Source organism: Sunxiuqinia dokdonensis (assembly GCF_001270965.1).
Lineage (GTDB): Bacteria > Bacteroidota > Bacteroidia > Bacteroidales > Prolixibacteraceae > Sunxiuqinia > Sunxiuqinia dokdonensis.
Genome location: NZ_LGIA01000170.1, coordinates 13340 through 38377 on the forward strand (window position 1 = coordinate 13340; position 25038 = coordinate 38377).

Annotated in this window: 24 protein-coding genes; 16 read left to right on the forward strand and 8 right to left on the reverse strand. The window is 45.7% G+C overall.

The genetic code is table 11. From position 1 onward, the window contains the following. Positions 1 to 15: 15 nt before the first annotated feature. Both NC99_RS13740 and NC99_RS13745 read right to left on the reverse strand, forming a co-directional pair. On the reverse strand, positions 16 to 939 hold the full coding sequence (locus NC99_RS13740; RefSeq protein ID WP_053184652.1) for an aldo/keto reductase: 924 nt from the start codon (positions 937 to 939) through the stop codon (positions 16 to 18). Positions 940 to 1094: 155 nt separating this feature from the next. Continuing rightward, entirely contained in the window at positions 1095 to 1949 is an 855-nt protein-coding gene (locus NC99_RS13745; RefSeq protein ID WP_053184654.1) for a cation diffusion facilitator family transporter, read from the reverse strand. Between the two features lie 170 nt (positions 1950 to 2119). Between NC99_RS13745 and NC99_RS13750 the strand changes: the two genes are divergently transcribed. The 5 genes from NC99_RS13750 to NC99_RS13770 all read left to right on the forward strand — a co-directional run bounded on the left by NC99_RS13750 (position 2120) and on the right by NC99_RS13770 (position 6833). Further along, entirely contained in the window at positions 2120 to 2677 is a 558-nt protein-coding gene (locus NC99_RS13750) for an RNA polymerase sigma factor (protein WP_053184722.1), read from the forward strand. Positions 2678 to 2689: 12 nt separating this feature from the next. Then, complete coding sequence (locus NC99_RS13755; protein WP_053184656.1) at positions 2690 to 3253, forward strand: hypothetical protein; 564 nt, start codon at positions 2690 to 2692, stop codon at positions 3251 to 3253. Next, positions 3237 to 4271, forward strand: a complete 1035-nt coding sequence (locus tag NC99_RS13760; RefSeq protein ID WP_053184658.1) for a hypothetical protein — start codon at positions 3237 to 3239, stop codon at positions 4269 to 4271. Before NC99_RS13755 ends, NC99_RS13760 begins: the two co-directional genes overlap by 17 nt. Before the next feature lie 68 nt (positions 4272 to 4339). Next, entirely contained in the window at positions 4340 to 5452 is a 1113-nt protein-coding gene (locus NC99_RS13765; protein WP_053184660.1) for a glycosyltransferase, read from the forward strand. Further along, positions 5424 to 6833: a thioredoxin-like domain-containing protein gene (locus NC99_RS13770; RefSeq protein ID WP_162231220.1), complete on the forward strand. Its 1410-nt coding sequence runs from the start codon at positions 5424 to 5426 to the stop codon at positions 6831 to 6833. Before NC99_RS13765 ends, NC99_RS13770 begins: the two co-directional genes overlap by 29 nt. Here the strand turns inward: NC99_RS13770 and NC99_RS13775 are convergent. Continuing rightward, positions 6830 to 8821 (reverse strand): trypsin-like peptidase domain-containing protein, encoded by a 1992-nt coding sequence (locus tag NC99_RS13775; protein WP_053184664.1) that lies wholly within the window; start codon positions 8819 to 8821, stop codon positions 6830 to 6832. The two genes, NC99_RS13770 and NC99_RS13775, sit on opposite strands and share 4 nt — an antisense overlap. A gap of 30 nt (positions 8822 to 8851) precedes the next feature. Further along, the gene (locus NC99_RS21925) at positions 8852 to 9028 is read right to left on the reverse strand and encodes a hypothetical protein (protein WP_157624891.1); all 177 of its coding nucleotides are present in this window, start codon (positions 9026 to 9028) and stop codon (positions 8852 to 8854) included. A gap of 129 nt (positions 9029 to 9157) precedes the next feature. Between NC99_RS21925 and NC99_RS13780 the strand changes: the two genes are divergently transcribed. The 8 genes from NC99_RS13780 (at position 9158) to elbB (ending at position 17149) form a co-directional block, all read left to right on the forward strand. Next, positions 9158 to 9571: a threonyl-tRNA synthetase editing domain-containing protein gene (locus NC99_RS13780; protein ID WP_053184666.1), complete on the forward strand. Its 414-nt coding sequence runs from the start codon at positions 9158 to 9160 to the stop codon at positions 9569 to 9571. Position 9572: 1 nt separating this feature from the next. Beyond that, positions 9573 to 10229 (forward strand): TatD family hydrolase, encoded by a 657-nt coding sequence (locus NC99_RS13785; protein ID WP_053184668.1) that lies wholly within the window; start codon positions 9573 to 9575, stop codon positions 10227 to 10229. Further along, a complete protein-coding gene (locus tag NC99_RS13790) occupies positions 10222 to 10950 on the forward strand; it encodes a tRNA threonylcarbamoyladenosine dehydratase (RefSeq protein ID WP_053184670.1) in 729 nt (242 codons plus the stop codon). The genes NC99_RS13785 and NC99_RS13790 overlap by 8 nt, the downstream gene beginning before the upstream one ends. Positions 10951 to 11069: 119 nt before the next feature. Continuing rightward, the gene (locus NC99_RS13795) at positions 11070 to 12437 is read left to right on the forward strand and encodes a TonB-dependent receptor plug domain-containing protein (protein WP_053184672.1); all 1368 of its coding nucleotides are present in this window, start codon (positions 11070 to 11072) and stop codon (positions 12435 to 12437) included. A gap of 351 nt (positions 12438 to 12788) precedes the next feature. Beyond that, on the forward strand, positions 12789 to 14135 hold the full coding sequence (locus NC99_RS13800) for an ACT domain-containing protein (protein WP_053184674.1): 1347 nt from the start codon (positions 12789 to 12791) through the stop codon (positions 14133 to 14135). A gap of 18 nt (positions 14136 to 14153) precedes the next feature. Next, on the forward strand, positions 14154 to 15455 hold the full coding sequence (locus NC99_RS13805; RefSeq protein ID WP_193392002.1) for an O-acetylhomoserine aminocarboxypropyltransferase/cysteine synthase family protein: 1302 nt from the start codon (positions 14154 to 14156) through the stop codon (positions 15453 to 15455). 56 nt (positions 15456 to 15511) lie between these two features. Continuing rightward, positions 15512 to 16429 carry a homoserine O-acetyltransferase MetA gene (gene metA, locus NC99_RS13810; RefSeq protein ID WP_053184678.1) on the forward strand — a complete coding sequence of 306 codons (918 nt, stop codon included), beginning with the start codon at positions 15512 to 15514 and terminating at the stop codon, positions 16427 to 16429. 63 nt (positions 16430 to 16492) lie between these two features. After that, entirely contained in the window at positions 16493 to 17149 is a 657-nt protein-coding gene (elbB, locus tag NC99_RS13815) for an isoprenoid biosynthesis glyoxalase ElbB (RefSeq protein WP_053184680.1), read from the forward strand. A gap of 9 nt (positions 17150 to 17158) precedes the next feature. Here elbB and NC99_RS13820 read toward each other — a convergent pair whose 3' ends face one another. Further along, positions 17159 to 19090: an OmpA family protein gene (locus tag NC99_RS13820; protein WP_053184682.1), complete on the reverse strand. Its 1932-nt coding sequence runs from the start codon at positions 19088 to 19090 to the stop codon at positions 17159 to 17161. Between the two features lie 188 nt (positions 19091 to 19278). On the opposite strand from NC99_RS13820, the gene NC99_RS13825 reads away from it, so the two are divergent. Beyond that, positions 19279 to 20466, forward strand: coding sequence for a hypothetical protein (locus NC99_RS13825; RefSeq protein ID WP_157624893.1), 1188 nt, complete (start codon positions 19279 to 19281; stop codon positions 20464 to 20466). Here the strand turns inward: NC99_RS13825 and NC99_RS13830 are convergent. Both NC99_RS13830 and NC99_RS13835 read right to left on the reverse strand, forming a co-directional pair. After that, positions 20458 to 20844: a response regulator gene (locus NC99_RS13830; protein WP_053184686.1), complete on the reverse strand. Its 387-nt coding sequence runs from the start codon at positions 20842 to 20844 to the stop codon at positions 20458 to 20460. The genes NC99_RS13825 and NC99_RS13830 overlap by 9 nt on opposite strands. 197 nt (positions 20845 to 21041) lie before the next feature. Beyond that, positions 21042 to 21644, reverse strand: a complete 603-nt coding sequence (locus NC99_RS13835; protein WP_053184725.1) for a thioredoxin family protein — start codon at positions 21642 to 21644, stop codon at positions 21042 to 21044. Positions 21645 to 21722: 78 nt separating this feature from the next. On the opposite strand from NC99_RS13835, the gene pdxH reads away from it, so the two are divergent. Both pdxH and NC99_RS13845 read left to right on the forward strand, forming a co-directional pair. Beyond that, the gene (gene pdxH, locus NC99_RS13840; RefSeq protein ID WP_053184688.1) at positions 21723 to 22355 is read left to right on the forward strand and encodes a pyridoxamine 5'-phosphate oxidase; all 633 of its coding nucleotides are present in this window, start codon (positions 21723 to 21725) and stop codon (positions 22353 to 22355) included. A gap of 56 nt (positions 22356 to 22411) precedes the next feature. Continuing rightward, positions 22412 to 23305 (forward strand): DUF72 domain-containing protein, encoded by an 894-nt coding sequence (locus NC99_RS13845; RefSeq protein WP_053184690.1) that lies wholly within the window; start codon positions 22412 to 22414, stop codon positions 23303 to 23305. Between the two features lie 39 nt (positions 23306 to 23344). Here NC99_RS13845 and NC99_RS13850 read toward each other — a convergent pair whose 3' ends face one another. After that, positions 23345 to 25024: a ribulokinase gene (locus tag NC99_RS13850; RefSeq protein WP_053184692.1), complete on the reverse strand. Its 1680-nt coding sequence runs from the start codon at positions 25022 to 25024 to the stop codon at positions 23345 to 23347. Positions 25025 to 25038: the final 14 nt, after the last annotated feature.

The window sequence follows — 25038 nt, forward strand, 5'->3', positions numbered from 1 at the left end:
ATAGTTTTCAGACCATTAACCGTTTGCCAGGGCTGTCAGTGCATTTTCGGTACGTGATAAATAGTTATCGATTTGTTCAGTAGTTTCGAAACCGACAATCATCATATCAACCGAGCCCAAGCCAAGCACAAACTTCAGGGCATGGTCAATTTTCTGGCTGTCATCGCGATATTCGCCATTGCCAACCAGTTTCATACCGATTACGCCTTTCCCGGATTCATGCAGTTGGTTGATCACCTCGATCACTTCTTCCGGTTCGGGCTTGTCCATGGCAATACCGTAAGGATTGATCCGCACGTGAATAATGTCCACCCACGGGCTTGCAGCCGCCTTTTTCATCGCATCGAGCGAATGCACCGACACGCCATGTGCCCGGACAATTCCTTTGGCTTTCAATTTATCGAGGATCTCCATCTGCCGTTTTTGGGTATCGGTCCAGTCGGTTTCAACCATACAATGAATTTGAACCATGTCTAAATAATCGGTATTCAACTCTTTACGAAAACGATCAATGACAACATCAGCATCGGGTCGTTCCGGCTCCGGAATTCCGCCCGGCCTCACCCAAATTTTCGAACAAAGCGTAATCTTGTCCCGATCCATTGTCTGGAGTGCTTCTGCCATCAGCGGATGCGTACCATAAGAATCAGCACAATCGAAAAACCGTATGCCCCGGTCGTAGGCGTGCTGTAATAACTCAAGGCTCTTATTCTTGTCCTGCCTAGTCAGGTAGGCAGTTCTGTTTCCTGCATGAACGCCCGTTCCCATACCAATCAAAGTAGATTCAACGCCCGATTTTCCAAGCTTGATGACTTGCAGCGGATCTTTGGATCGCACAGGTTTTCCGGCAGCCAGCAGCGGATTATCGAAAAGAAGATGAGCCGTTCCCAGTGACAAGGCGGCAATAAATTTACGACGGTTCAATCCAGGTATGTTCATACTAAAGGTTTTTAATTCGTTGATGATATCAACAAATGTAACAGAAATTGGTTGATTGACAGTACCAACTATAAAAACTGTTTTAGGGCGAGGTTTTTTCCTGATTACCAATTAAATTCGACGAATACGAGCAAAGTCCGGCTGGACGTTCCGTTTCAGTCAAGAAATTCAAACTGCAGCGTGATGTGTTGAATATCAAATTCTTCTCTTAAAATCTGCGCCAGCTGTTTGCTGATCATTTTCGTCCCGGAAAGCGGCAGATCCTTGTTTAACACAACATGTGCTTCAAAATGAACCGTGCTGTCAGTCAGGCGCCAAACGTGGATGTGATACACCCGGGCCACGAGTTCATGCGCAGTCAGCCGCCGTGCAATCTCCGGCACCAAAATACCGGAAGGCGCAAACTGCATCAGGATTTCCGTTGATTCTTTCAGCAATTTGTAGGTATGGAACAGAAGATAAAAACTAATCAGCAAGGTCACCGTCGGATCAATCCAATACCATTCCCATTGCCAAATGCACAAAGCTCCCACGACAACAGCAACAGAAGTGAGGGCATCTCCCATCAGGTGAAGGTACGCGGCCTTAATATTCAAATTTTGATGCTTGTCGGCATGTAATAAAAAAACGGAAAAACCATTGGCCGCAATTCCCAAGACACCCAACCAAAGCATCCAGCGAAAATCAATAACCTGCGGGTCGAAATAACGTTTGATGGCCTCAACCATCAGGTAAAACGAAATGGCCACCAACACCAAAGCATTGATGAAAGCAGCGATAATTTCGGCCCGCTGAAAACCAAAGGTGCTTTTTGATGTTTTCTCGCGTCGGCTTAACCGGTTGGCCACGTAGGCCAGCACAACGGCGAGACTGTCGCTCAAGTTATGCAAAGCATCTGATATCAGGGCCAGACTGCCCGAGATGATTCCCCCGATGATTTGCGCAAGGGTAATCACGACATTGAGAATTATAGTGATGCCCAATCGCTTTTGTGCATGGTCATGTGCCATAGCTTTACTAACAGCAAATTAAAACGAATGTTCCGGCTACCCCCCGCGAAAACGAATACCAATCACGATTTCTGCCTATATTTGAAGCAAATTTTTTTGATAAGAATCACAACTCCTGATGCAACAATTTGAATTTTCATACCGTCTTTCAATCAGAAACAAAAACACCATTGGACGCACTTTACAAAAATATCCATCAAGATGTGATTGACCGCTGTAAGTTGGGCGAACGCAATGCACAGTTTCAGCTGTATAAAATGTATTACAAGTCGATGTACAACACCAGTCTTCGGATTGTTGGCAACGACACAGAAGCAGAAGACATCATGCAGGAAGCGTTTTTAAGTGCCTTCAAAAAAATCGACACCTACTCGGGGCAGGTCAGTTTTGGGGCCTGGCTCAAGAAAATTGTCGTCAATCGTTCGTTGGATTATTTGAAGAAGCGAAAAGTTCATTTTGAAGAACTGGACGAACGGACAGCGGACGAAATGGAAACGCCCATGATGGAAACCCGGGAATTGAATCTCGAAAAGTTGAAGCAGGCGATTATGCAACTTCCGGAAGGTTACCGGGTGGTATTGAGCCTTTATTTGCTCGAAGGATACGATCATGACGAGATTTCTGAAATCCTGCACATCAGCAATTCGTCCTCACGGTCGCAGCTGTTGCGGGCAAAAAACAAGTTGCGCGAATATTTGCAAAAAGATGAAGTTTATTCAATGAATTAATACCGGATAATTATGAAAGATCTATTGGAGAAGACCATTCGGGAAAACAAACTTAAGCTGGAAGAAGAGGCGCCGGAGGGGCACTTCGAACGGTTTGAAGCCAAACTGAACCGGGAACATAAAACCTTCCGCCTTGACAGAAAGATGATTCTGCAACTGGCTGCGGCACTGGTTTTCGTTCTGCTGCTGGGCAACCAACTGCGCCTGTATTTCGGGCCTGTTCAAAGCCAGCAGGAGCAGCAGGCCGCCACGCTCTCTTCGGTTTCGGACGAGTACAGCGAAGTTGAATTTTACTTCACCTCAGCCATCAACCAGGGAATGAGCGAATGGGACAAATTGATTCAAGATGGCTACATTTCTGAAGCGGATCAGCAAATGATGACCAACGAAATAAAAGAATTCGACCAGATGCAGGCACAGCTTCAGAAAGAGCTGCAAGCCAATCCTGACGACGATCGGGTAATTCAGGCCATGCTGGAATATTACCAGGCCAAACTAAGTGTGATCACGCTGATTATTGACAAATTGAAAGAAGTTAAACACCAAAAAATGACCCATAATGAAACTGAAATTTAAAATTCTCATCCTGATTCTGGGATTAAGCCTCACTGCCGCCCAGGCAGCCGAATATACCCGGAACGAACATGCGTCTTATCTGAAATCGCAGGTTCAGGCGTTAGACATTACCAATAAGTTTGGAACCATTACCATCAACGACTTTGGAGGCGACTCGGTTGTGGTTGATGTGGTGATTTCCGTAGAAAACACAAACGAAAAGAAAGCGGAAGCGCTGCTCAACGAAATTCGTATCAATATTCGCCGTGTGGGCCATGTTTTAAACCTGCAAACCGTGATCAACGACGATTTCAAAACCAAAGGCAACTTCTCGATCGATTATACCATCAACATTCCGGCCGACCGCGACCTGACAGTAACCAATAAGTTTGGCAACCTGGTGCTCAATAATCTGAACGCCAAAGGCACATTTGACCTGGGCTACGGAAACATGAATGCCGGAAAACTGGAAGCGCCTGGTGGCAGCAAAATCAACCTGACCATAGCTTACGGCAAAGCCGACATTGAATCGGTCAATCATTTACAGGCCGAGGTAAAATACTCCAAAATATTTATCGGCGAAGCTCAAAGCATTCAGGCTGAATCTAAATATTCAGGCTTGAATATTAAAAGGATGGGTGAGCTGGTCCTCGAATCGAAATACGATGGTTTGAATGTGGATGAAATCGCAACGCTCAAGGCCAATTCAAAATACACCAATTACAGCATTGAAAAGCTTCAAAAATCGCTGGTTCTGGATACCCAATACGGATCTGTGAGGATTAGCGATGTGGCAGAAAATTTCGACAATATAGAAGTTACAAACAGCTATGGAGGCATTGAATTGGGACTGAACCAAGCCAACTACCAGATTGATGCGGCCTGCGATTACTGCGACATTAAGTACCCGGAAACCGAATTTGAGGGAAACCGCGAAAAGCGTGACCATAGCTTCAGCTTACAAGGAATGATTGGATCGCAATCCAATAAGAAAGTAGTCATTAAAAGTCGTTATGGCGGAATCAAACTCATGAAATAGCTTTAACTGGCGAAAAAAAGAAACCGTAAGTTCAATACTTGCGGTTTTTTTTTACTTTTATTCCCCGCATGAATAAAAAATTACACGTCGTCAGTTTCAATGTTCCCGATCCACCCAATTACGGTGGAATCATTGATGTATACTATAAACTTAAATACCTGGCCCAAGCCGATATTGACATCATTCTGCACTGTTTTCATTACGGAAGGCAAGCCTCTGCAGACTTGGAAAAAATATGCCACCAAGTTTATTATTACAAACGCAAGCAAGGGCCGATTAACCTGCTCTCGACCTTACCTTACATTGTAAAAACACGAAGGTCAAAAACCCTGCTTGAAAACTTACAAAATGAAATTGTGCCCATTTTGTTCGAAGGGCTGCATTCGTGCTACTACCTGGATCATCCGCTGCTGGGCGCTTATCCGAAGGTTGTTCGAACACACAACGTGGAGCACCACTACTATCAGTATTTAAGTTCGTCGGAGCAAAACCTGTTCAAACAGGCCTACTTTAAGCTGGAAGCATTCAAGCTGCGATGCTTTGAGAAGAAACTAAAGCATGCCTCTGCCATTTTAAGCATTTCGCCAGACGACACGCGCTATTTCAAAAACAACTACCGCATGGGCGATTACATTCCGGCCTTTCATCCGTTTGATCAAGTGAAAGCCAGCTGGGGATTCGGTGAATATATTCTGTATCATGGCAACCTGGGAGTCGCCGAAAACCAAAAAGCCATCGGCTATTTGTTGGATCGTATTTTTACTGAAATCACCTTACCCCTGATTATTGCCGGGAAAAATCCTCCCGACTGGCTGACAAAAAAAGCAGCCGACATTCCGCATGTCAGCGTCATTGGCAACCCGGATACGGACGTGATGGACCACCTCATCCGGAATGCGCAAATCAACCTGATTCCTAGCTTTCAGCCTACCGGCCTGAAGTTGAAACTATTGGCCTCGCTGTTTCTTGGTCGTCACTGCGTGACCAACTCGCCCATGGTTCTGAATTCCGGATTGAGTCATCTTTGCTATATTGCAGACAATATTGCTGATCTGGTAAAAATCATTCAGCAAAAATTTGAAGAAGAAATTACGAACGAAGAAATCAATCAACGCAAAGAGATTCTGGAAACCCAATTTTCGAATGAACAAAATGCTCAAAAAATTTACGACCTTATTTAGTATTGTTCTGCTCAATAGCCTGGTCTCAATACTGGCCGCGCAACCCCACGCGCTGCAACTCAACTTTCCCGATGAGCAAAACGACACGGTGCTGCTGGCACACTATTACAATGGCAAGTTGTTTGTAAACGACACGCTGATTTTTGACCAGATGGGAAGTGCCAGGCTTGACGGTGCATTGCGCCCTCAAGGAATTTACACCCTTTATTTCGACGAGAATAGACGCCTTGACTTTCTGCTTGGAGCAGATCAAACCCTGACAATCGGCCAGGAAAACGGTGCGATAAAAGTGACAGGAGCACTGGAAAGTGAGTGGTTTCAGGACTATATTGATCACCTGGCAACGAAGAAAACGGAGGCGGCAGCCTTGCGCCAAAAACTGGATTCGTCAAACGGGCAGGCTGAAACGACAGCCGGGCTGAAACAACAACTGGCAGACCTGGATGATGACATTCAGCAAAAATGGCAACAGGAAGCTGAAAAAGGGGCCAGAACATTTTACGGCAAATTTATGGCTTCGAACATCCGTCCGACGATGAACAAGGAGAAACTTCCTGCACCTGTACAAACCAACGACAGCCTGCTGTGGGTGTACAATTACAACTTCAATAAAAACCATTACTGGGACAATTTTGATTTGCTGGATGCCCGCATGTGGCGCACACCAACAATCAACAGTAAACTAAATGAGTACTTCAACCAAGTCCTGATCCAACATCCCGATTCGGTTTTGCCAGTTGCCATTGATCTGATAGAGGCCAGCAAAATCAATCGCGAAATTTTTCAAAACCTCACGTCCTTCGTGCTCAACAACAGTATACAATCAGAATACCTGGGCATTGAGAATGTGTTTGTGGCCGTGGCCGAAAAATATTACCTGCGCGGTGAAGCGTTTTGGGCCACCGAAAAAACACTGGAAACGATTCGCCGTGAAGTTTATTTCCGTAGAAACAATTTGCTCGGAGAAGTGGCCAAGGAGTTGTTTTTGCCCGATGAAGCAGGAAATTACCAAAGCCTGCATCAGCAAACCACGCCTTTTACCTTGGTCGTTTTTTGGGAGCCGGAATGCGGGCATTGCAAAAAGCAGGTGCCGCAGCTTTTCGAAGAAGTGTTCCTCAAAACGGATCCGTCAAAACTGGCGATCATGGCTGTTTATACACAAACCAACAAGAAGGAGTGGCTTGATTTTCTGGAAGAGCATGAACTGAATGGCTGGCTGAATGTGTGGGATCCGGACCAGGTGAGCAATTTTCAGGTGAACTACAACACGCGCACAACACCCATGATTTATTTGTTGGACTCAGACAAGAAAATCATCGCTAAAAAACTGACGGTTGAGCAGGTCAAACAACTACTTGATCAACTGATTGATGCCGGCTAATAATCGCCCAGGTACACCACTTTGGTCTGATAGTTTCGTTTGCGGCCGGCATCCACAATATTCAAGAGGTAATGTCCGGGCACCAGGCCCGAAAAGTCGAAGCTAAGCCACCGATCGCCCGGGTGCTCATAACGAACGGACACCTGGCGCCCCATCAAATCGAAGACTTCCACACGGTACGGATTAATCGGCTTATCAAATTTGATCAACAATTCCTGACCGCTGTGAAATGGGTTGGGAAACACCTCGATTTCGAGATTGGCCTTTTTCAAACTATCATCCGAAACCAGCGTGTCAACATGACAGAGAATCACTTCCATCAACATCGCCGAACCTTCCTGTCCGTTGGTTTTTTCCTGGTAGGTGTACCACTCGTTGCCATCCTGAATAAAGAATGAGTTGAGCGGTTCCACCTCGCGTTTGGCTAGCAATACGGAGAAAACATCCGATTCCTCCAACAATTCGATTGAACAAACAATAAAAAACACGCCTTCCGTTTCAACACGCTGGTTAAACGCCAGATAGTTCATCACACCTTTATCCAACGATTTTAAACTGTAATCCTGAATATACAGCAAACGCTCCGGATAATGATTGCCGGAATAAACAGCGATACTGATTTTGCCTTCAGAATTGCTTCGGCCCAGCGAAAGCGCTCCAACTCCGATAGACACACCGGACAGTTCGGCACTAACGGACTTTTCTATTCGCTCGGCAAAAGCCATAAAACCATAGTCGTTGGTTCCACTCCAATATCCTTTCGAAACGCCCTGCTCCATAATCTGCAAATTGGCATGCGTATCTTCATCTCTTAAATTAGTATAGGCACCACATAAATTTTCGGCGGTAAACGGCGAAAACCCACTAATTGACTGTACGTTGGAATTGCCCGGATCAAGCCATCTTTTCAATTGTTTGTTTTCCTGCGGGTAGTAATTCCAGGCCAAATCCAAACGTGCAAAGTAATCGCGATAAGGACTTTCGCAAGTGGCTGCTCCGCCGGTAAGCGAACCGATCAATCGCTTTTTGTGATTGATCAGAGCCGCGCCCGACGATCCCCCTTCGGTTGTTCCTTCTTCCCAACTCCCAATATACCAAAAGCCATTGTCCACATAATCCTGACTATACGTTTTGACAAGTGCCTTATTCCGGTCGATCGTTATTTTTTTGACATCGCCCGACGGATGATGAATGCTGGCGCTCGAATCAGGTGGCGTTGTACTTCGGTCCCAACCCAAATAATAAGGCCGATACTCCGGCGGAGGAGCCGCACTCAACTCCACCAAAGCGAAATCCAAACTATCTGATGTTGCCCGCAAAGCGCTTCCACTCAGGGAGTGACTCGCGTCCCCATCAATATCGCCACAATACGGCGACTCGTAATTGAAAAGAAACACTGATTCATTGGCATCCTTGTTGGTCGAAATACAATGTCCTGCGGTATAAACGTACGGCGTACCGTCGTTGCGGGTATTGTTTACCAAAGCACCCGAGCACAAGTCAATGCCGCTGACAATAATCCGGCACGCGGCATTCTTTTCATCGCGGTAAGCATCCAGCCAATCACAGTTCACATTGATGTTGCAATCCCCCGCAGCATGTCCCAAAGGTCGGCGTTCCGATTTCAAGGATTGAATGCCGATAAAATCATGGTTGACCTGGCGAATGGAAAGCTCAGCTTCAAAAGCGGCATTCACGGGCTCTTCGTACTGAACCACCAGCTGATCACCCGCAACGGGAGAACTTGCAAATACGCCATTCGCGGAATTATTTTTTGAGGTGAATGCCCCAATTAAATCTGACTGGTCGGCCGAAAATAAAAACAGGCGCGCACCATCGGGCAATTTGTAGCGGTCAAAAATCAGGTTCAATGATTTGGCTCCTTCGGAGTGTAAAACAAGCTGCCAAACACGATAATTCCCCACTTCAAGCCAGCGTCCCGAATTTTTGGTATTGAGCGAAACCTCCACCGGCTGGGCAAAACGCAAAGGCTTTAATTGATTTCCATCCAGCCGGGCCTAGCTTGATTTTAGCAGCCGTTCGTTATCCAGGGCAGGTAAGGCAACCATGGCCTTACTTTTCAGCGAAGCTGGCCAGGAAACTTCCAAAGGAATTCCTCCATCTGACAGTTGCCCCAGTGCAGGGTGTGCGAACCATATCAGCAACATTAAAAAAATCAGTCGGTAACCTCCCATGCCATTCAAATTCACTCAAAAATAGGAAAATATAATAACACTTGTTCTTATTGAAGTGTTTTCGTTGAAAGATGATAATTTTAGGCCGTGGAAACCGGGCTGCAAAATTGCAGCTAAAAATGAAATAGAATGAAAGTTTTGGTCATGTACGTCAACGAATTCAGCTATACGCCAGCTGAAAAGAACCTGGAAGAAGCGGAAACAGTACTTAACGGAAAAACCATTGCTGACGCCATTCTGGCCTTTATTCAGGTTGAAGAAGGTGATGAACTGAAAGATGTGAAAAGCCGCGAAAAGAAACTGGTCAATCACCTGAAGTGGACGGCCCGGAAAAACAATTGCAAGCGCATCATTCTGCATTCGTTCGCCCATTTATCCGAGTCGAAAGCCAGTGTTGAATTTACGAAGTCGTTGTTCGACGAGGCTGAAAAGCGCTTGCAGAATGCGGACTTTGAAACTTTTCAAACGCCATTCGGATATTTTCTCGATTTAAAAATTGATGCGCCCGGCTATTCGCTGGCCCGCATCTGGGCAACACTTTGATATGCCATTTGTCAATATTCATGCACACCACCGTGCAGATGATGGAAGCATACAGCTGATCAATCATCCTGTTCAGAAGGACTTTCCGGAAAGGCCGGAAGCAATCTATTCGGTTGGCATACATCCTTGGGATCTTGAAAAGCTGGATACGGGAAAAATGTTGCAGAAGCTGTCCCTTCTTTCAGAAAACAAAAACGTGCTGGCCATTGGCGAATGTGGGCTGGACCGGGCAATTGATACCGATTTTGAATTTCAGGAACGCCTATTTCGGCGGCAGATCGAACTGGCAGAAATAAAAGGGAAGCCACTCATCTTGCACGTGGTCAAATCCTATCCCGACTTGATTCGCATCAAAAAAGACAGTTCGGCTCCTACCCCATGGATTTTGCATGGCTATAACGGAAACCAGCAAACAAGCCAGCAACTCTTGCCGCATGACTTTTACTTCTCGTTCGGCCCCCAATTGCTGAAAGGCCAACCGAAACTTTTGGATTCCATTCAGCAAATCCCCATTGAAAAGCTCTTTTTCGAAACCGACGACAGCTCGGAAAAGATTGAAACAATTTATACTTTTGCAGCCCCAATCCTGGGTTTGACAATAGAACAACTACAGGAAACGGTATTCAATAATTATCAAAGAATTTTCGAAAATGGCTAAATGGCAAGAGCGTACGGCCTTGATGTTGGGTGATGAGGATTTGAACAAATTGCGGAAAGCACATGTGTTGATCGTTGGCTTAGGGGGCGTTGGCGCTTATGCTGCCGAACAACTTTGCCGTGCGGGCATCGGACAAATGACAATTGTTGATGGCGATGTGGTGGAACAAACCAACCGAAACCGGCAATTGCCGGCACTCATTAGCAACGAAGGCAAACCCAAGGCCGAAATTCTCGGCGAACGCTTTAAAGACATCAACCCCGAGCTCAACCTTCGCGTAATTCACGAGTATTTGAAAGATGAGCGCATGATTGAAATCCTCCACGAAGCCCGCTACGACTATGTGGTTGACGCCATTGACACGCTGGCACCCAAAGCATTTCTGATTTATCACAGTGTGCAGGCCAGGCTACCCATCGTGAGCTCGATGGGTGCTGGTGGAAAATTTGATCCGGCACAGGTGCAACAAACCGACATTTCGAAAAGCTACAATTGCAGGCTGGCCAAAATGATCCGCAAGCGCCTGCACAAACTGGGAATTCGCAAGGGAGTAAAAGTGGTATTTTCCGCCGAAGAGGTCGACCCCAGGCGCGTCAGAATTGAGGAAGGCCAGAACAAAAAATCAGCCGTGGGAACGATTTCCTATATGCCACCGGTCTTTGGCTGCTTTTGCGCTTCGGTGGTGATCCAGGATTTGTTGAAACAAAAACCGGAGGCGTAATTTCATCGCTTTATCAACCTGTAAAAAAAGGTCTCTTTATTCAGGATTTCACCTCCGCGTTTGTTTCTTCCATTCGTGTCCAATAGCGCTTTTCGGCCCTGTTTGCCGTTCGGATTAAAATGAAGGCGACTAAAAATGACAAGGATAAACTGAAGAATAAGTACAGCTATAAATGGGGTAATATAACCTCCGTTCTGCGGTGGAACAACCAGATGTCGTCAAAGCTATTTTCGAATATTTCTGTTTATTACAGCAATTACGGTCTAAATAATCTCTTTAGCTCCAGTTCTGATAAGGGGCTTGCTAAATTTCATGCTAAATCAGATATTAATGATCTGAGTATAATGGGCGATTTTGATTGGTTTGTTTCTTCTGCCTATACCCTTAGGTTTGGAGGCAAAACAGGTCTCATGCATTTTGCACCTAACATTACACAGATAGCTGATGAAACTTCCAATACAAAGCTTAATGAAGATCAGAGAAACCAATCTTTCAGCTATGAAGCCTTTGTTGAAAATGAATTAAAGCTAAACAAGTTCAATATCAATTTTGGGCTTCGTGGTTCGATTTATGATACCGGGGATAAAGCCTATCAAAACATTGAGCCTCGCCTGGCAATAGGCTATCGCTCAGTTGGAGGGTTCTCTACGAATATTGCCTTTACAAGAATGTCTCAATTCATACATCTGCTTTCTAATTCATCGTTAGGTATGCCAACCGACCTGTGGGTAGCTTCAACCGATAAAGTGAAGCCACAAACAAGCAATCAGGTTTCGGTTGGAGCAGAAATGAAGTTAGCTAACTATTCATTTGGAGTGGAAGCCTATCATAAGAAAATGAGCGATGTTATTAGATTTGATGAAGGAGCTGTCTTTCTTAGTACTCAGGAAGCAAAATGGGAAGAAAACATCCTGGATGGACAAGGAAGAGCTCATGGCGTTGAGTTTATGATAAAAAAGAATGCCGGAAGGTTTAAGGGAATGATATCCTATACATTAGCCTGGTCTGAACGTCAATTTAACAAAGTTAACCAGGGGGAATGGTTTCCTCATGAACACGATAGACGACATGATATTTCTTTTTTGGGAGAGTACTCATTGTTTAAATCAAAGAATAGAGAGCAATCACTTTCTTTTGGCTTCATATTACAGTCGGGAAATAATATCAGTATGCCCGATATAGAATACGAAGGGATGTACTTGCTTGACATGCACAATCCAAATCTACAAAATCCGGATTGGCCCAAATCCCGGCAATCCTATGACTCTCCAAATAATTTCAAGATGCCTTTATTTCATCACCTGGATTTAAGTTACAATACCAAAAGGATAACTAGCAAGGGAAAAACTCACACCTGGTCTTTCTCAGTTTACAATGTCTACAACAAAATGAATCCATGGTACTACTACAAAGGCACAAGTGGAAAATTAAAGCAAGTTTCCATATTTCCCATCATTCCATCTATTGGTTATAAATATACATTCTAGCCATAATATCTCAACTCCCCCACTCCGCAGAATTGTAACGAAAATGTCAGACGTAAGAGATCATCAGAAAAACTTATGCCCTTCCCGCTGAAACTTTTCCCAATCAGCTTTTGTTATTTAGAAAAATTATTTAGGTTTGCATCAACATTAAAGGCAACTGATGGACAATTCCAGAACATACCAGCAACTATCTACAGCACTTTCCACAAGTGCTGCTGTCGTGTCTATGCCATCCATGTCTATGTGTATGCGATAGCCTTCAACCGGTATTGTATCGATGCGGATTGAAGGCGCCCCACAAAAAACTCCATTTTTTCACACTCATTTTTCGTTTAATTTAATACTGAACTTATGCCTGTGCATGTCGTCCGGCTTGGTGGAAATAACATCAATCAGCCCGCAATCATTCATTCTTTAACAAGCATTCTGAAAAAGGTTGAAAAGAATCACATCCTGGTGGTTTCTGCTTCAGAAAATATTCAACGCATCCTGGTCTCCGGACTGGAACTACTGTGCATTTCGTCGCAAACCTACAGCGAACTGCTGGCCAACTTACGCGAGGAAGCGGCCTTGGTGGCTCAGCTGAATCAGACGCCGGAGCTTCCCGTGTTTGAACAAAGCCTGCTGCCACTGGAGCGCTTGCTGCAAGGTATTCAATACACCGGCGACTATTCGCTGGCCCTGCGCGATCAGGTGTTAAGCTATGCCGAAATCATGACCACGGCCTTGTTGCACGATCTGTTCAATCACGCCGGACTGGAAGCACAATTGCTGCTTCCTCAGGAACTTGGACTGATCGTGACCGATGAATACGGAAGTGCCAGCATTCTAAAGGCCCAGTCGGTTGAAAATATTCGGCCTCGCCGGTGGGAAAGGCTCAGTCTTATTCCTGGCTCCTATGGAATAACCCAAGCCGGCAAAATTGCCCGGATTGGTGATCGGGCCGCCGATTATACCGCGGCAGCGCTGGCCTCCATTTTGGATGTCGCGGAACTAGAGCTGTGGGAGATCAGTAAATCGTTTAAAACAGCTGACGACGAAGTGATTGCTGACGCTTCCTATATTGAAAACCTAACTTATGCCGAAGCTTCGGAATTGGCCTACTTTCACCATTCGTCCATTCATCCGCGGATCGTAGAACCGCTGATTGAGCAACATATTCCCATTCGGGTTTTCGAGTTGCAGAATGGTGAAAAGATTCTCAAAACCACCATCAATTCTTCGCTTGGCGAGCAAACACAAACGATTAAAAGCGTGGCCCACAGCGATGATATTGCTATTTTGAAACTCAATGGGCCCGGCGTTGGTTTTAAACCGGGCATCCTTGCCACGGTGACCACAGCCTTTGCCAAACATCAAATCAACATCCGGTCAGTAATCACGGCGCAAACCAGCATCAACATCATCATTGGGAAACAAGATGTGGTGAAAGCCGAAAAAATCAGCCGACAGCTCGACCTGAGTTCAGTGAGCCAAATTGAGTTTGTTTCGAACATCTCACTCATTGCAATTGTTGGACATGGCATGCAAACCAATCACGGTATTTCGGCCCAATTATTTTCAGCCGTTGCCAAGCACGAAATTAACGTGTTGCTAAGTGGTTCGGGAGCATCAGACCTGGTTAGCTACCTCATTGTAGAAGAGCAGGACAAGCAAAAAGCAGTCAACGAAATTCATAAAATATTTTTCAATTCTTAACCCTTAAAGATTAGTAAAATGACTACCGAAAGTTTAAAATTTGAGACCCTGCAGCAACATGCGGGGCAACAGCCTGATCCAACGACCGGTTCACGGGCCGTCCCCATCTACCAAACCACCTCGTATGTATTCAATGATTCGGATCATGCGGCCAACCTCTTTGCCCTGAAAGAATTTGGTAACATCTACACCCGAATCATGAATCCGACTTCGGATGTTTTTGAACAACGTATGGCAGCGCTCGAGGGCGGCGCAGCTGCACTAGCAGTAGCGTCAGGACATGCAGCCCAGTTTTTGGTGTTCAACACCTTGCTGGAGCAAGGCGACAACTTTGTCAGCTCGCCCTATCTTTACGGCGGTTCGTACAACCAATTCACCGTTTCGTTCAAGCGGCTGGGAATTGACGCCCGCCTAACGGACGATTTGGAGCCGGAATCATTCGAAAAACTGATTGATGATAAAACCAAGGCCATCTACCTGGAAACCATTGGCAACCCGGCGTATGCCATTCCCGACTTTGATGCCATTGCCGCCCTGGCAAAAAAATACGACATCCCTTTCATTGTCGACAATACCTTTGCAGGAGCAGGTTACTTGTTCCGACCCATTGAGCATGGCGCCAACATCGTGGTGGAGTCGGCCACCAAATGGATTGGCGGACATGGAACCAGCATTGGCGGAGTAATCATCGATGCCGGCAACTACAACTGGGGTAATGGCAAATTCCCCGGATTTACAGAACCATCGCCCGGTTATCATGGCTTGAAGTATTGGGATATTTTCAACTTTGATGGCCCCTTTGGCAACATCGCTTTCATCATTAAAGCCCGTGTTGAAGGACTTCGTGATTTTGGCCCGGCCATCAGTCCTTTTAATTCATTTTTGTTGTTGCAAGGATTGGAAACCTTATCTTTGCGCCTCGACAGGCACGTGGCCAACGCGCAAGCACTGGCGGAGTGGCTGGAAAAACATCCAAAAGTGGAGAGCGTCAATTATCCCGGACTGAAAAGCAGCCCATCCTACGAACTGGCGAAGAAATATTTGCCCAAAGGAGCTGGCAGCGTTCTTTCATTTATCGTGAAAGGCAGCGAGGAAGATGCCAAAACCGTTGTTGGAAAGCTGAAATTGGTGAGCCATTTGGCCAACGTTGGAGATACCAAAACGCTGATTATCCAACCGGCAGCCACCACCCACCAGCAATTGTCGGCCGAAGCGCAGCTGGCAGCGGGTGTTTACCCGTCGCAACTGCGTGTATCTGTCGGAATTGAGCACATTGACGATATTATCGGCGATTTTGAGCAAGCCTTGAATCAAATTTAACTAAACACTTCCCGGGGGTCTTCAACGGCGTCCGGGAAGTCATATAAATAAACAAGATGCCATTAAATATACCAGACCAACTACCTGCCATTGAATTGCTTCGCGAAGAAAACATCTTCGTGATCGACAAAACAAAGGCCTCTCATCAGGATATCCGTCCGTTGAAAATTGTCATTCTGAACCTGATGCCTTTGAAAATATCGACGGAAACCGACTTGTTGCGTTTGCTGTCGAACACCCCGCTTCAGGTTGAAATTGATTTTTTGAAGATCAAGGGACACAAGCACAAAAACACCTCGGCAGAGCACATGCGGGCGTTTTACACCACCTTCGACAAAATCAGGAAAAACAAGTACGATGGCATGATCATTACGGGTGCTCCGGTAGAACAACTTCCGTTTGAAGAAGTAACTTACTGGGACGAAATGAAGGAAATTCTCGATTGGTCCGCCCATCACGTGACCTCATCCTTGTTTATTTGCTGGGGATCGCAGGCGGCGCTGTACCATTTTTATGGCATTCCGAAGTACAGCCTCGACAAAAAGATGTTTGGCGTGTTTAAGCACCGCGTGTCAGATAATAAAATACCAATTTTCAGAGGTTTTGACGACGAGTATTTTGTACCGCATTCCCGCCATACCGAAATCAGAAAAGAGGATATTGACAAGATTCCTGAGCTGGAAATCATTTCCACTTCCGAAGATTCGGGCGTGAATATGCTGATGGCCAAAAACGGGCGGCAATTCTTTATTACAGGGCATTCGGAATATTCGCGCAACACGCTGAGCAATGAATATTTTCGCGACCTGAAGAAAAAACTTCCAATCGAAGTTCCGAAGAATTATTTTCCGAATGACGATCCGGCTGAAAAACCAAACATGAAGTGGCGATCGGCAGCCAACCTGCTGTTCACCAACTGGCTGAATTACTACGTTTACCAGGAAACCCCGTATAATTTGGATGACATTGGGTAAGGGTACTGATTTCTTGACTCCTGAATATTTATTAATTTTAGGGGAACCAAAAAAATGAGAATCATGTCAGAAAAGAAAAAAATAGCCGTTGTCCTTTCAGGAAGCGGCGTATACGACGGATCGGAAATACACGAAACCACCTTGACCATGCTGGCCATTGCGCGCCAGGGAGCCAGTTATGAACTCTTCGCTCCCAACGTGGATCAAGCCCACGTTATCAACCACCTGACCGGCGAGGAAATGTCCGAAACCCGGAATGTGCTGGTTGAATCGGCCCGCATTGCACGCGGTAAAATTGCCGATTTAAAGACTTATGAGGCCAGCCAGTTCGATGCACTGGTATTTCCCGGAGGATTTGGAGCAGCCAAGAACCTCTGCACGTTCGCTTTCGACGGGCCAAACTGCACCGTCAACGAAGACGTAGAAGAGGCCATTCGGCAGACCGTGGCGGCAAACAAGCCAATTGGGGCCCTTTGCATTGCCCCGGCGGTTATTACGCGAATTTTGAAGGACGTGGAAGTGACCATTGGAAATGACTCGGGCACGGCAGGCGCCATCGAAAAAATGGGCGGAACTCACACCAACGCGACACATGGCGAAGTGGTTTTCGACCCGAAATACAACATTTACACCACACCTTGTTATATGCTTGATGCCACCATTGACCAAATTGCAGATGGAGCCGAAAATATCATTCAAGCCATTTTAAAATCGCTCTAGCGAACTTTTTCATTTGGTTGAAATTATTTTAAACTCGGTACGGCGGTTTTCAGCCCGGCCCTGTTCTGTTTCGTTGGTGGCAACCGGAACTGTAAAACCGTAGCCATAAAAACTCAAACGCCCCTGCTCCACCCCATTTTCAACCAAATAATCGTAAACCGACCGAGCCCGGTTTTCCGACAATTCCTGGTTCATTTCGGCACTGCCAATCGAATCGGTATGCCCGCCAATCTCAATATTGACCTGTGAATTATTCCCCAGAAATTCCACCAGCTTATCGAGTTCAGCTTTCGATTGGCTCAGCAAAGTGTACTTTCCACTTTCGAAAAAGATATTACGCAAAACAGTGGCCTTGCCAATTTCAATGGCACTAAGCGGAATATCCAATAAAATGGGATCTTCCACTTCGCGAAGCTGTTTTAAGGCGAAGTTTTCGGAATGAAACAAATAGCCGTCTTTAGAAACATTAAAGGCATATTCCTTTCCAATTGGCAGGCACATTAAAAATTCGCCAAGCTCCCAGCACGATTCTGTTTTGGCAACCAATTCATTGCTATCCAGATCAATCAATTCGATATGGGCACACAAAGCTTGGCGGGTGGAGTCGTCGAAAACACGGCCTTGCACATACGAAACCGGAGTTGGCCTCACCGCCGGATACAATTCAAACTGATAAAGATCAAGCCCTTGGGAGCCGGGACGATCCGACGCAAAATAGGCCGTTAAACCGGCAGCATTCACAATCAGGCCCTGTTCATCGTTATGGGTATTAATCGGATACCCCATGTTTTCGGGTTTCTGCCAGCAGGAATCACCTGTCAGGCGAGCGAAAAAAATATCGGAACCACCCAGGCCCGGATGCGTGTCCGAAGCAAAATAAAGCGTTGTCCCGTCAGCATGAATAAATGGCGAGGTTTCGTTGCCTGTCGTATTGATGGAGTCGCCCAAATTTTCCGGTTCACTCCACTGCGGCCCTCCCGACGAACTGAAGCCATTCAACCGGCAACGCCAAATGTCCATGCCGCCTTTACCGCCTTTTCGATTCGTGGCAAAATACAGGTATTCGCCGTTTGCCGAAATGGAGGGCTGAGACTCCCAGGCACCTGAATTAACCGGTTCTCCTGCATTTTGTGGTATTGACCACCGCCCACTCCTATTTCTCGAATAGTAAATGTCGCAACTGCCGTAACCATCACTTCGCGAACAAGCAGTAAAAAAAAGCAGTTTCCCGTCAGCCGAAATGCTTTGTGCTCCTTCATTATTCGGGGTGTTGATTGCCTGCATGGGCTGTGATTCCAGCCAAACGCCCTGTTCATTTGCCGACATGTAAAAATCTTCCTGGTATCGAAGCGAAGCGGCTCCTGATGCCGGATTAAGCCTGGTAAAAACCAGTATCTTTCCGTCTACTGTCAGACTTGGCCAATAGTCATTGTATTCTGAATTGACTTTGTCGCCCAAACTTACGGCATCCATTTCGACCGCGCGCTTGTATAATGAAATGGCAAATTGGCAGTCTTGAATCTTGGCTTGCGCATTCTCATAAAACGGATGATTGGAAGAAGCTAAGTTGATAAAAGCTTGATAAGCATCCAGCGCTTTTTGATATTCGCCAATACGAAAACTGGCGTTTCCCAATACATAGTTGATTTTGGCAGTATGTTCAGACTCCAACGCCAATGCCTTCTCGAGATAAACAATCTGCAAGCTATCCGCTTTTGTTTCATTGTAAATATCGGCCATCAGCAACATGGCTTCCAGAAAGCCACCATCGGCCTTCAAGGCCTTTTCCAGGTCTTCGATGGCCGCGCTGTTCTCACCCTGCTGAAAGAGCGTCGTCGCATTGTTAAAAAATTTCTCTGCCTTCTTACTCGAAGTTGATAAATTCTGTCCATTGACAACGAAAACCAGGCAGAAAGCAAAAATGGTCGTTAGTAGCTTCATGGCTCCACGTGTTCTTTTTCGGTTTTATTTGAAGGCCTAATTTCATAAATTTTTAACAGAATATCATCAAAGAATCAGGATTCCATACGAAAATATCGAATTTGGCGCCGCTACTGTTCACCACAACCAAAATCAAACGCAGAATATCCTTACTTTTGAGCCCTGAAAATCAAGAAAAATTGAACCAATTGCGAAAGATATTTCATTTCAACCCAACCTGTGAGCTGGCCATTGCCAACGGTTCAGCCCATTATCAGGCGCCCGCCATCCTTCGCGAATTTGAAGAAGAACTGGCTCCTATTCTGAGCCTTTTTGCTTCTGACAATGATCACGTTTTAAAGGAAAAGCCGCTCCCCGATCAATTCATCGCACAAATGGCCGAACTGGGTCTTTCAAGTGCCGCATATCTGTCGAAAGCACAATCACAGGAGTTGGTAAAAACCGAGCCTGTCTGTTTGCAACCGTGGGGATGGAGCCCGGCCGAATTAAATTTTCTGGCTGGATACCATGAGCTTCCCGAGGTACAGGCACAGCATCGGCGAATTGCCCACAGCGATCTTTTCCAACGCAAACATGCGGTGCAGTTTAACAACGAATTTTTGGATGAAAATCCACAGTCTTTTTTCCCACGAAAAGAAGAGCGGCCCCAGTTACTCCGTTCGCTTGAAGCCGTTGAACATTACCTACTGAAACACCCGAAAATTGTACTTAAATCGCCGCTAAGCTCGAGTGGACGCGGCTTGCAGGTCATTCGAAAAAGGAATCTGAACGACTCAAACAAACGCTGGATTAAAACCACACTGGACCAGCAAGGCTATTTGGTTGCTGAGCCCTTATTCAATAAACAAGCGGATTTATCCTTTCAGTTTGAATTGTTGCCAGAGAGAGAAGTGGTCTTCCTGGGAGTCAGTTTCTTTCAAACCAACAAAAACGGGCAATACCTGGGCCATCACATCAATCCGACAAGCGAGCTGGTTTATCGGTATTTTAAACAGGACGAGTTAAACACAATTGCCGACGGATTAACGAAGCAGCTGAAGAAAAGCTGTTTTCATCAGCTTTATCAAGGTTTTTTGGGTATCGATGCCTTGATTTACGAAGCAGAGGAACAGATCAAAATTCAACCCTGTCTGGAAATCAACCCGCGCTTCAATATGGGTGTTTTAAGCCAAGCGATTGAGCGGAAGATTCATGCAGAAAGCAGCGGTGTCTTTCAAACTTATTATCACCCCAAAACCTCCTACCTTGATTTTGCAGAAGAGCAGACAAAAAGTAATCCGCCTGTAACAACGGATGAACGATTGAGAAAAGGTTTTGTTTCCCTCACCGCTCCTGGAAAAAGCAGCCGGTTTGGCGCTTATATTCTGCTATTTTAAATACCGGTTCAGCACTTCAAACAGCGAATTCAGGCGAATTGGCTTCGCTAAAAACTCGTCGCATCCTGCCTCGACGCTTCGCTTTTCCTCGCCTGATAAAATGTAGGCACTTTGCGCCACAACGAGAACCTCAGGACGCATCGACTTGATTCGCTGGGTGGCTTCAAAACCATCCATTTCAGGCATATTTAAATCCATCAAAACCAAATCGATCTGCTTGTTTTCACCGAAAATACGAATGGCTTCCTTTCCATTTCCAGCCGACAAGGTGCTGACGCCATACTTATGCAAAGCAGCCCTAAAATAGCTGTCACTGTTCTCGTTATCCTCAACGATAAGAACTGTTTTCCCAGAAAAAACATCATTGATACTCGCCATAGCCATTGATTATTTTTTGAAAAGTTACGCAAAAAATTAAACTATCAAGTCAAATGCTTTTGCACAACATCATTCAGATCATTTGTTTTAAACAGTTTCTTATTAACAGGAACATAAAAAAACTGTTCAAATAAAACGTTTGAACAGTTTTTTGTATTTTAAAATCGACCGACTAAAAACTTCCAGATAGGCTCATCCTATTCCTTCTTCCGCTTAATGCTGCAACCAATTGGCTTGGTTTCGGTCTGCGCAATTTCGGCACCTGCAGCAAGATTGGCAATGGCCGTTTTCAAGTAGGCTTTTTTAACTCCGGATGCATCGTCGTAGTTATCATCGATCGCTCCTTTGTAAACCAGTTGGTAATCCTTGTCGAAAAGAAAAACATGCGGCGTGGTTTGACCACCAAAAGCGTTGGCCAGCAAGCTGTTTTCATCAACAAGGTACGGGAAGTTATAAGCCTTCTCTTTGGCATGCTTTTTCATCGCTTCGTACGAATCAACGCCATCGCGATTACCATAATTGGAGTTGACCACCACCATGCCCACATTGTGATCATCTGCCCATTTCTTTAAACCATTGTAACGGTCTTCCCATTTAATTACAAAGGGACAGGTATTACACGAAAAAATCAGTACCAGACCATTTTCATCAAGCGCATCGTCAAGCGACATTTTTTCGCCCGAAACGTCCAGCATTTTTACTGCCGTGTGCCTGGCTTTGTCGCCAATTTCCAAATGGGGTTCCCCCGCATAAGCAAGAAAACCAGTAACAATCAAAATAAAAGATAACAAGGTTTTCATATCTGCATTCATATTGGTTATGAAAGAATAACAAAACCTTTTTGCAAGTTGTTTGTAAATAAATCTAAACAACTGTAAATGCTTAGAGAAATCCGAAATAATTACCAAAAACACAAGTTAGAAGAAGCCAAATTGCCGGAAGATCCAATCGCATTGTTTGATTATTGGCTGAAAGAAGCGATTAAAGAAAAGGTGCAAGAGCCCACAGCAATGGTTGTGGCCACCGCGGCTGACGGCATTCCGGATGCAAGAATTGTGTTGCTGAAAGAAATTAGCGACGGGAATTTTCATTTTTACACCAACTACCACAGCACCAAAGGTCGCCAACTGGCCACCAACCCCCATGTCGCACTCAATTTTTTCTGGCCTGAATTGGAACGACAGGTTCGAGTAAAAGGGACCACATCAAAAGTGAACGATGCGCTTTCGGAAGAATATTTCAATACCCGACCACGCGAAAGTCAGCTGGGGGCATGGGCCTCGGCCCAAAGCGAAACCTTGACGAACCGTCAGCAATTAGAGCAAAAATACGAGGAGCTGGAAAAACATTATGAAGGCGAAGTCATCCCCAAACCAGCACATTGGGGAGGCTACCAGGTTGAGCCTTTCGAAATTGAATTTTGGCAGGGCCGTCCGGGCAGACTCCACGATCGGATTCAATATCAGAAAAATGCACAAGGTCAGTGGACATTCAGAAGACTTTCTCCTTGAGACTAAGACTTTGCGTTCGAGCATTTTGATTAAAAACATAGATATTTGATAGAATAATGAAGTTTGGAAAAGTTGACCATCCAGAGCACGTTGATTTCGCGTTGCCCCACGATCATCCCGGAACAAAAGTGATTCTTGAAAACACGACAGCCGACCAGAGATTAACGGTTTATGTTGGCTGTGCAAAATGGAACCGTCAGGATTTGAAGGGATTCTATCCGAGAGGCACAAAAGATGAATTGGCTTATTATGCCACTCAGTTCAACTCAATTGAATTGAATGCGACATTCTACCGGATGTTCGATTCGGAACAAATAAAAAACTGGCGGGACAAAACCCCGGCAGACTTTAAGTTTTTCCCAAAAATAACCCAATCAATCAGCCATATGCGACGATTGAACAATGTAGAACAACTAACCGAGGCCTATTGCGACAACATTGTTCATTTTGAAGAAAAACTGGGGATGGTTTTTCTCCAATTGCACAACAATTTTGGTTACAAAAATTTTGATCGACTAGCCTCGTTCGTTGAGAAATTCCCCAAAGCCATTCCGCTGGCTACCGAAGTTCGACACCACGAATGGTTTGATGACGAAAAGGCTTCCCGCGCGTATTATGATTTACTTGAAAAACACCACGTGACCAATATTTTAGTTGACACGGCTGGCCGACGAGATTTACTTCATATGCGCCTCACTACGCCTACTGCTTTTGTCCGCTTTGTCGGTGCCAATCATCCCGACAGCGAATACAAACGACTGGATGACTGGGTGGATCGGTTGGAGCATTGGGTTGGTTTGGGTTTAAAGAACATCTATTTTTTCGTTCACCAAAACCTGGAAAAGGAATCTCCTACCCTTTCGGCTTATTTCATCAACAAAATAAACGAACGACTTGGAACGAACTTAAAACCACCAACCCTTCCAAACGCAAGCGGGAGCTTGTTTTAACAAACTCCCGCTCAACTATTTTGTACCGAAATAATGATTTTACTTTTCTGTAAGCTTTTCTTCGATGAAGCCTCCCAAAGCCAGATAATCTTCGTACAGTTTCTGGTATTTGGCAACATTCTCCGGAATTGGATGATATTCTTGTTCGAAACCACCGCCCATTTTTTTCTGAGCTTCATTTGTTGTGGCATACACACCGGCAACTACAGCGGCGGCCATGGCTGAACCCAAGGCACAAGCCTGCTCCGAGCGCGCCACTTTGATGGGCATATTCAGCACATCGCAAACAATCTGCATCACCAATGTCGATTTTTTGGCCACACCGCCCAGGGCGATTACGCCGTCAATGCGAACGCCTTCGCTACGAAACCGATCAACTATGGCTTTTGAGCCAAACGCTGTAGCTTCAACCAAAGCACGGAAAATACGTGGCGCATCGGTTCCCAGGCTCAGGCCCGCAATGGCGCCTTTCAGGTTCTGGTTGGCATCCGGTGTCCGCCGTCCGTTCATCCAATCAATGGCCAGCACGCCACTTTCGCCAATACCAATTTTTTCGGCTTCTTTTGAAAGTTCGGCAATCATGTTATCAGCCATTTCATCAATCAAAGCCTGGCGCTGTTCGTCGATTACCAAACTGCTTTTCGCCAGAATTTGTTCGGCAGGCCACATCAGCAGGCGTTTAAACCAAGCATAAATATCACCAAAAGCCGACTGACCCGCTTCCATGCCCAGCATACCCGGGGTTATGGAGCCATCCACTTGTCCGCAAATTCCGGCCACGAGTTTATCGCCAACTTCTTCCATTGGCGCTACCAACATGTCGCAGGTTGACGTTCCCATCACCTTACTCAGATGGTAGGGTTCAATCTCGGCACCCAAAGCACCAAGATGCGCGTCGAATGCACCAACGCCGACAACAACATCAGTTGATAAACCCAGCTTGTCGGCCCACTCTTTGGAAAGCTTGCCAACCGCCACATCGCAGGTATAGGTCTCCTTGTATAAACGATCGCGCAAACCGCCCAACAGCGGATCTAGTGCGGTTAAAAATTCTTCGGAAGGCAAACCGTCAAACGCTTCGTGCCACATGGCTTTGTGGCCCGCAGCACAACGGCTTCGTTTTAACGTTTTGGGACGGGTATTTCCTACCAGCACTGCCGGAATCCAATCGCAATGCTCGACCCACGAATTGGCGGCCCGATAAACCGCAGGATCAACCCGCGATACGTGCAACAATTTAGCCCAAAACCACTCCGAAGAATAAACACCACCTTCAAACTTGGTGAAATCGATATCCCACTGGCGGGCCAAATCATTAATTTGATCGGCTTCCTTGACCGCCGTGTGGTCTTTCCAAAGAACGAACATGGCGTTGGGATTTTCCTCAAAACCAGGGGTTAATGACAGCGGCGTTCCTTTTTCATCGACCGCCACAGGGGTTGAACCAGTGGTATCAACAGAGATTCCAACCACATTTTCAGCCACACCTTCCGGCGCCTGTTTCAAGGCTTCCACAATGGTGTACTCCAATCCTTCAAGGTAATCTTTCGGATGCTGGCGAAACTGGTTTTGTGCAGGATCGCAATACAGGCCTTTCTTCCAGCGGGGATATTCGAAAACCACACTGGCCACTTCTTCACCCGTCTCTACGTTCACAATGAGCGAACGCACCGAGTCCGAACCGTAATCCAATCCGATCGTGTATTTTGCTTGTGTCATTTTAATTCAATTTT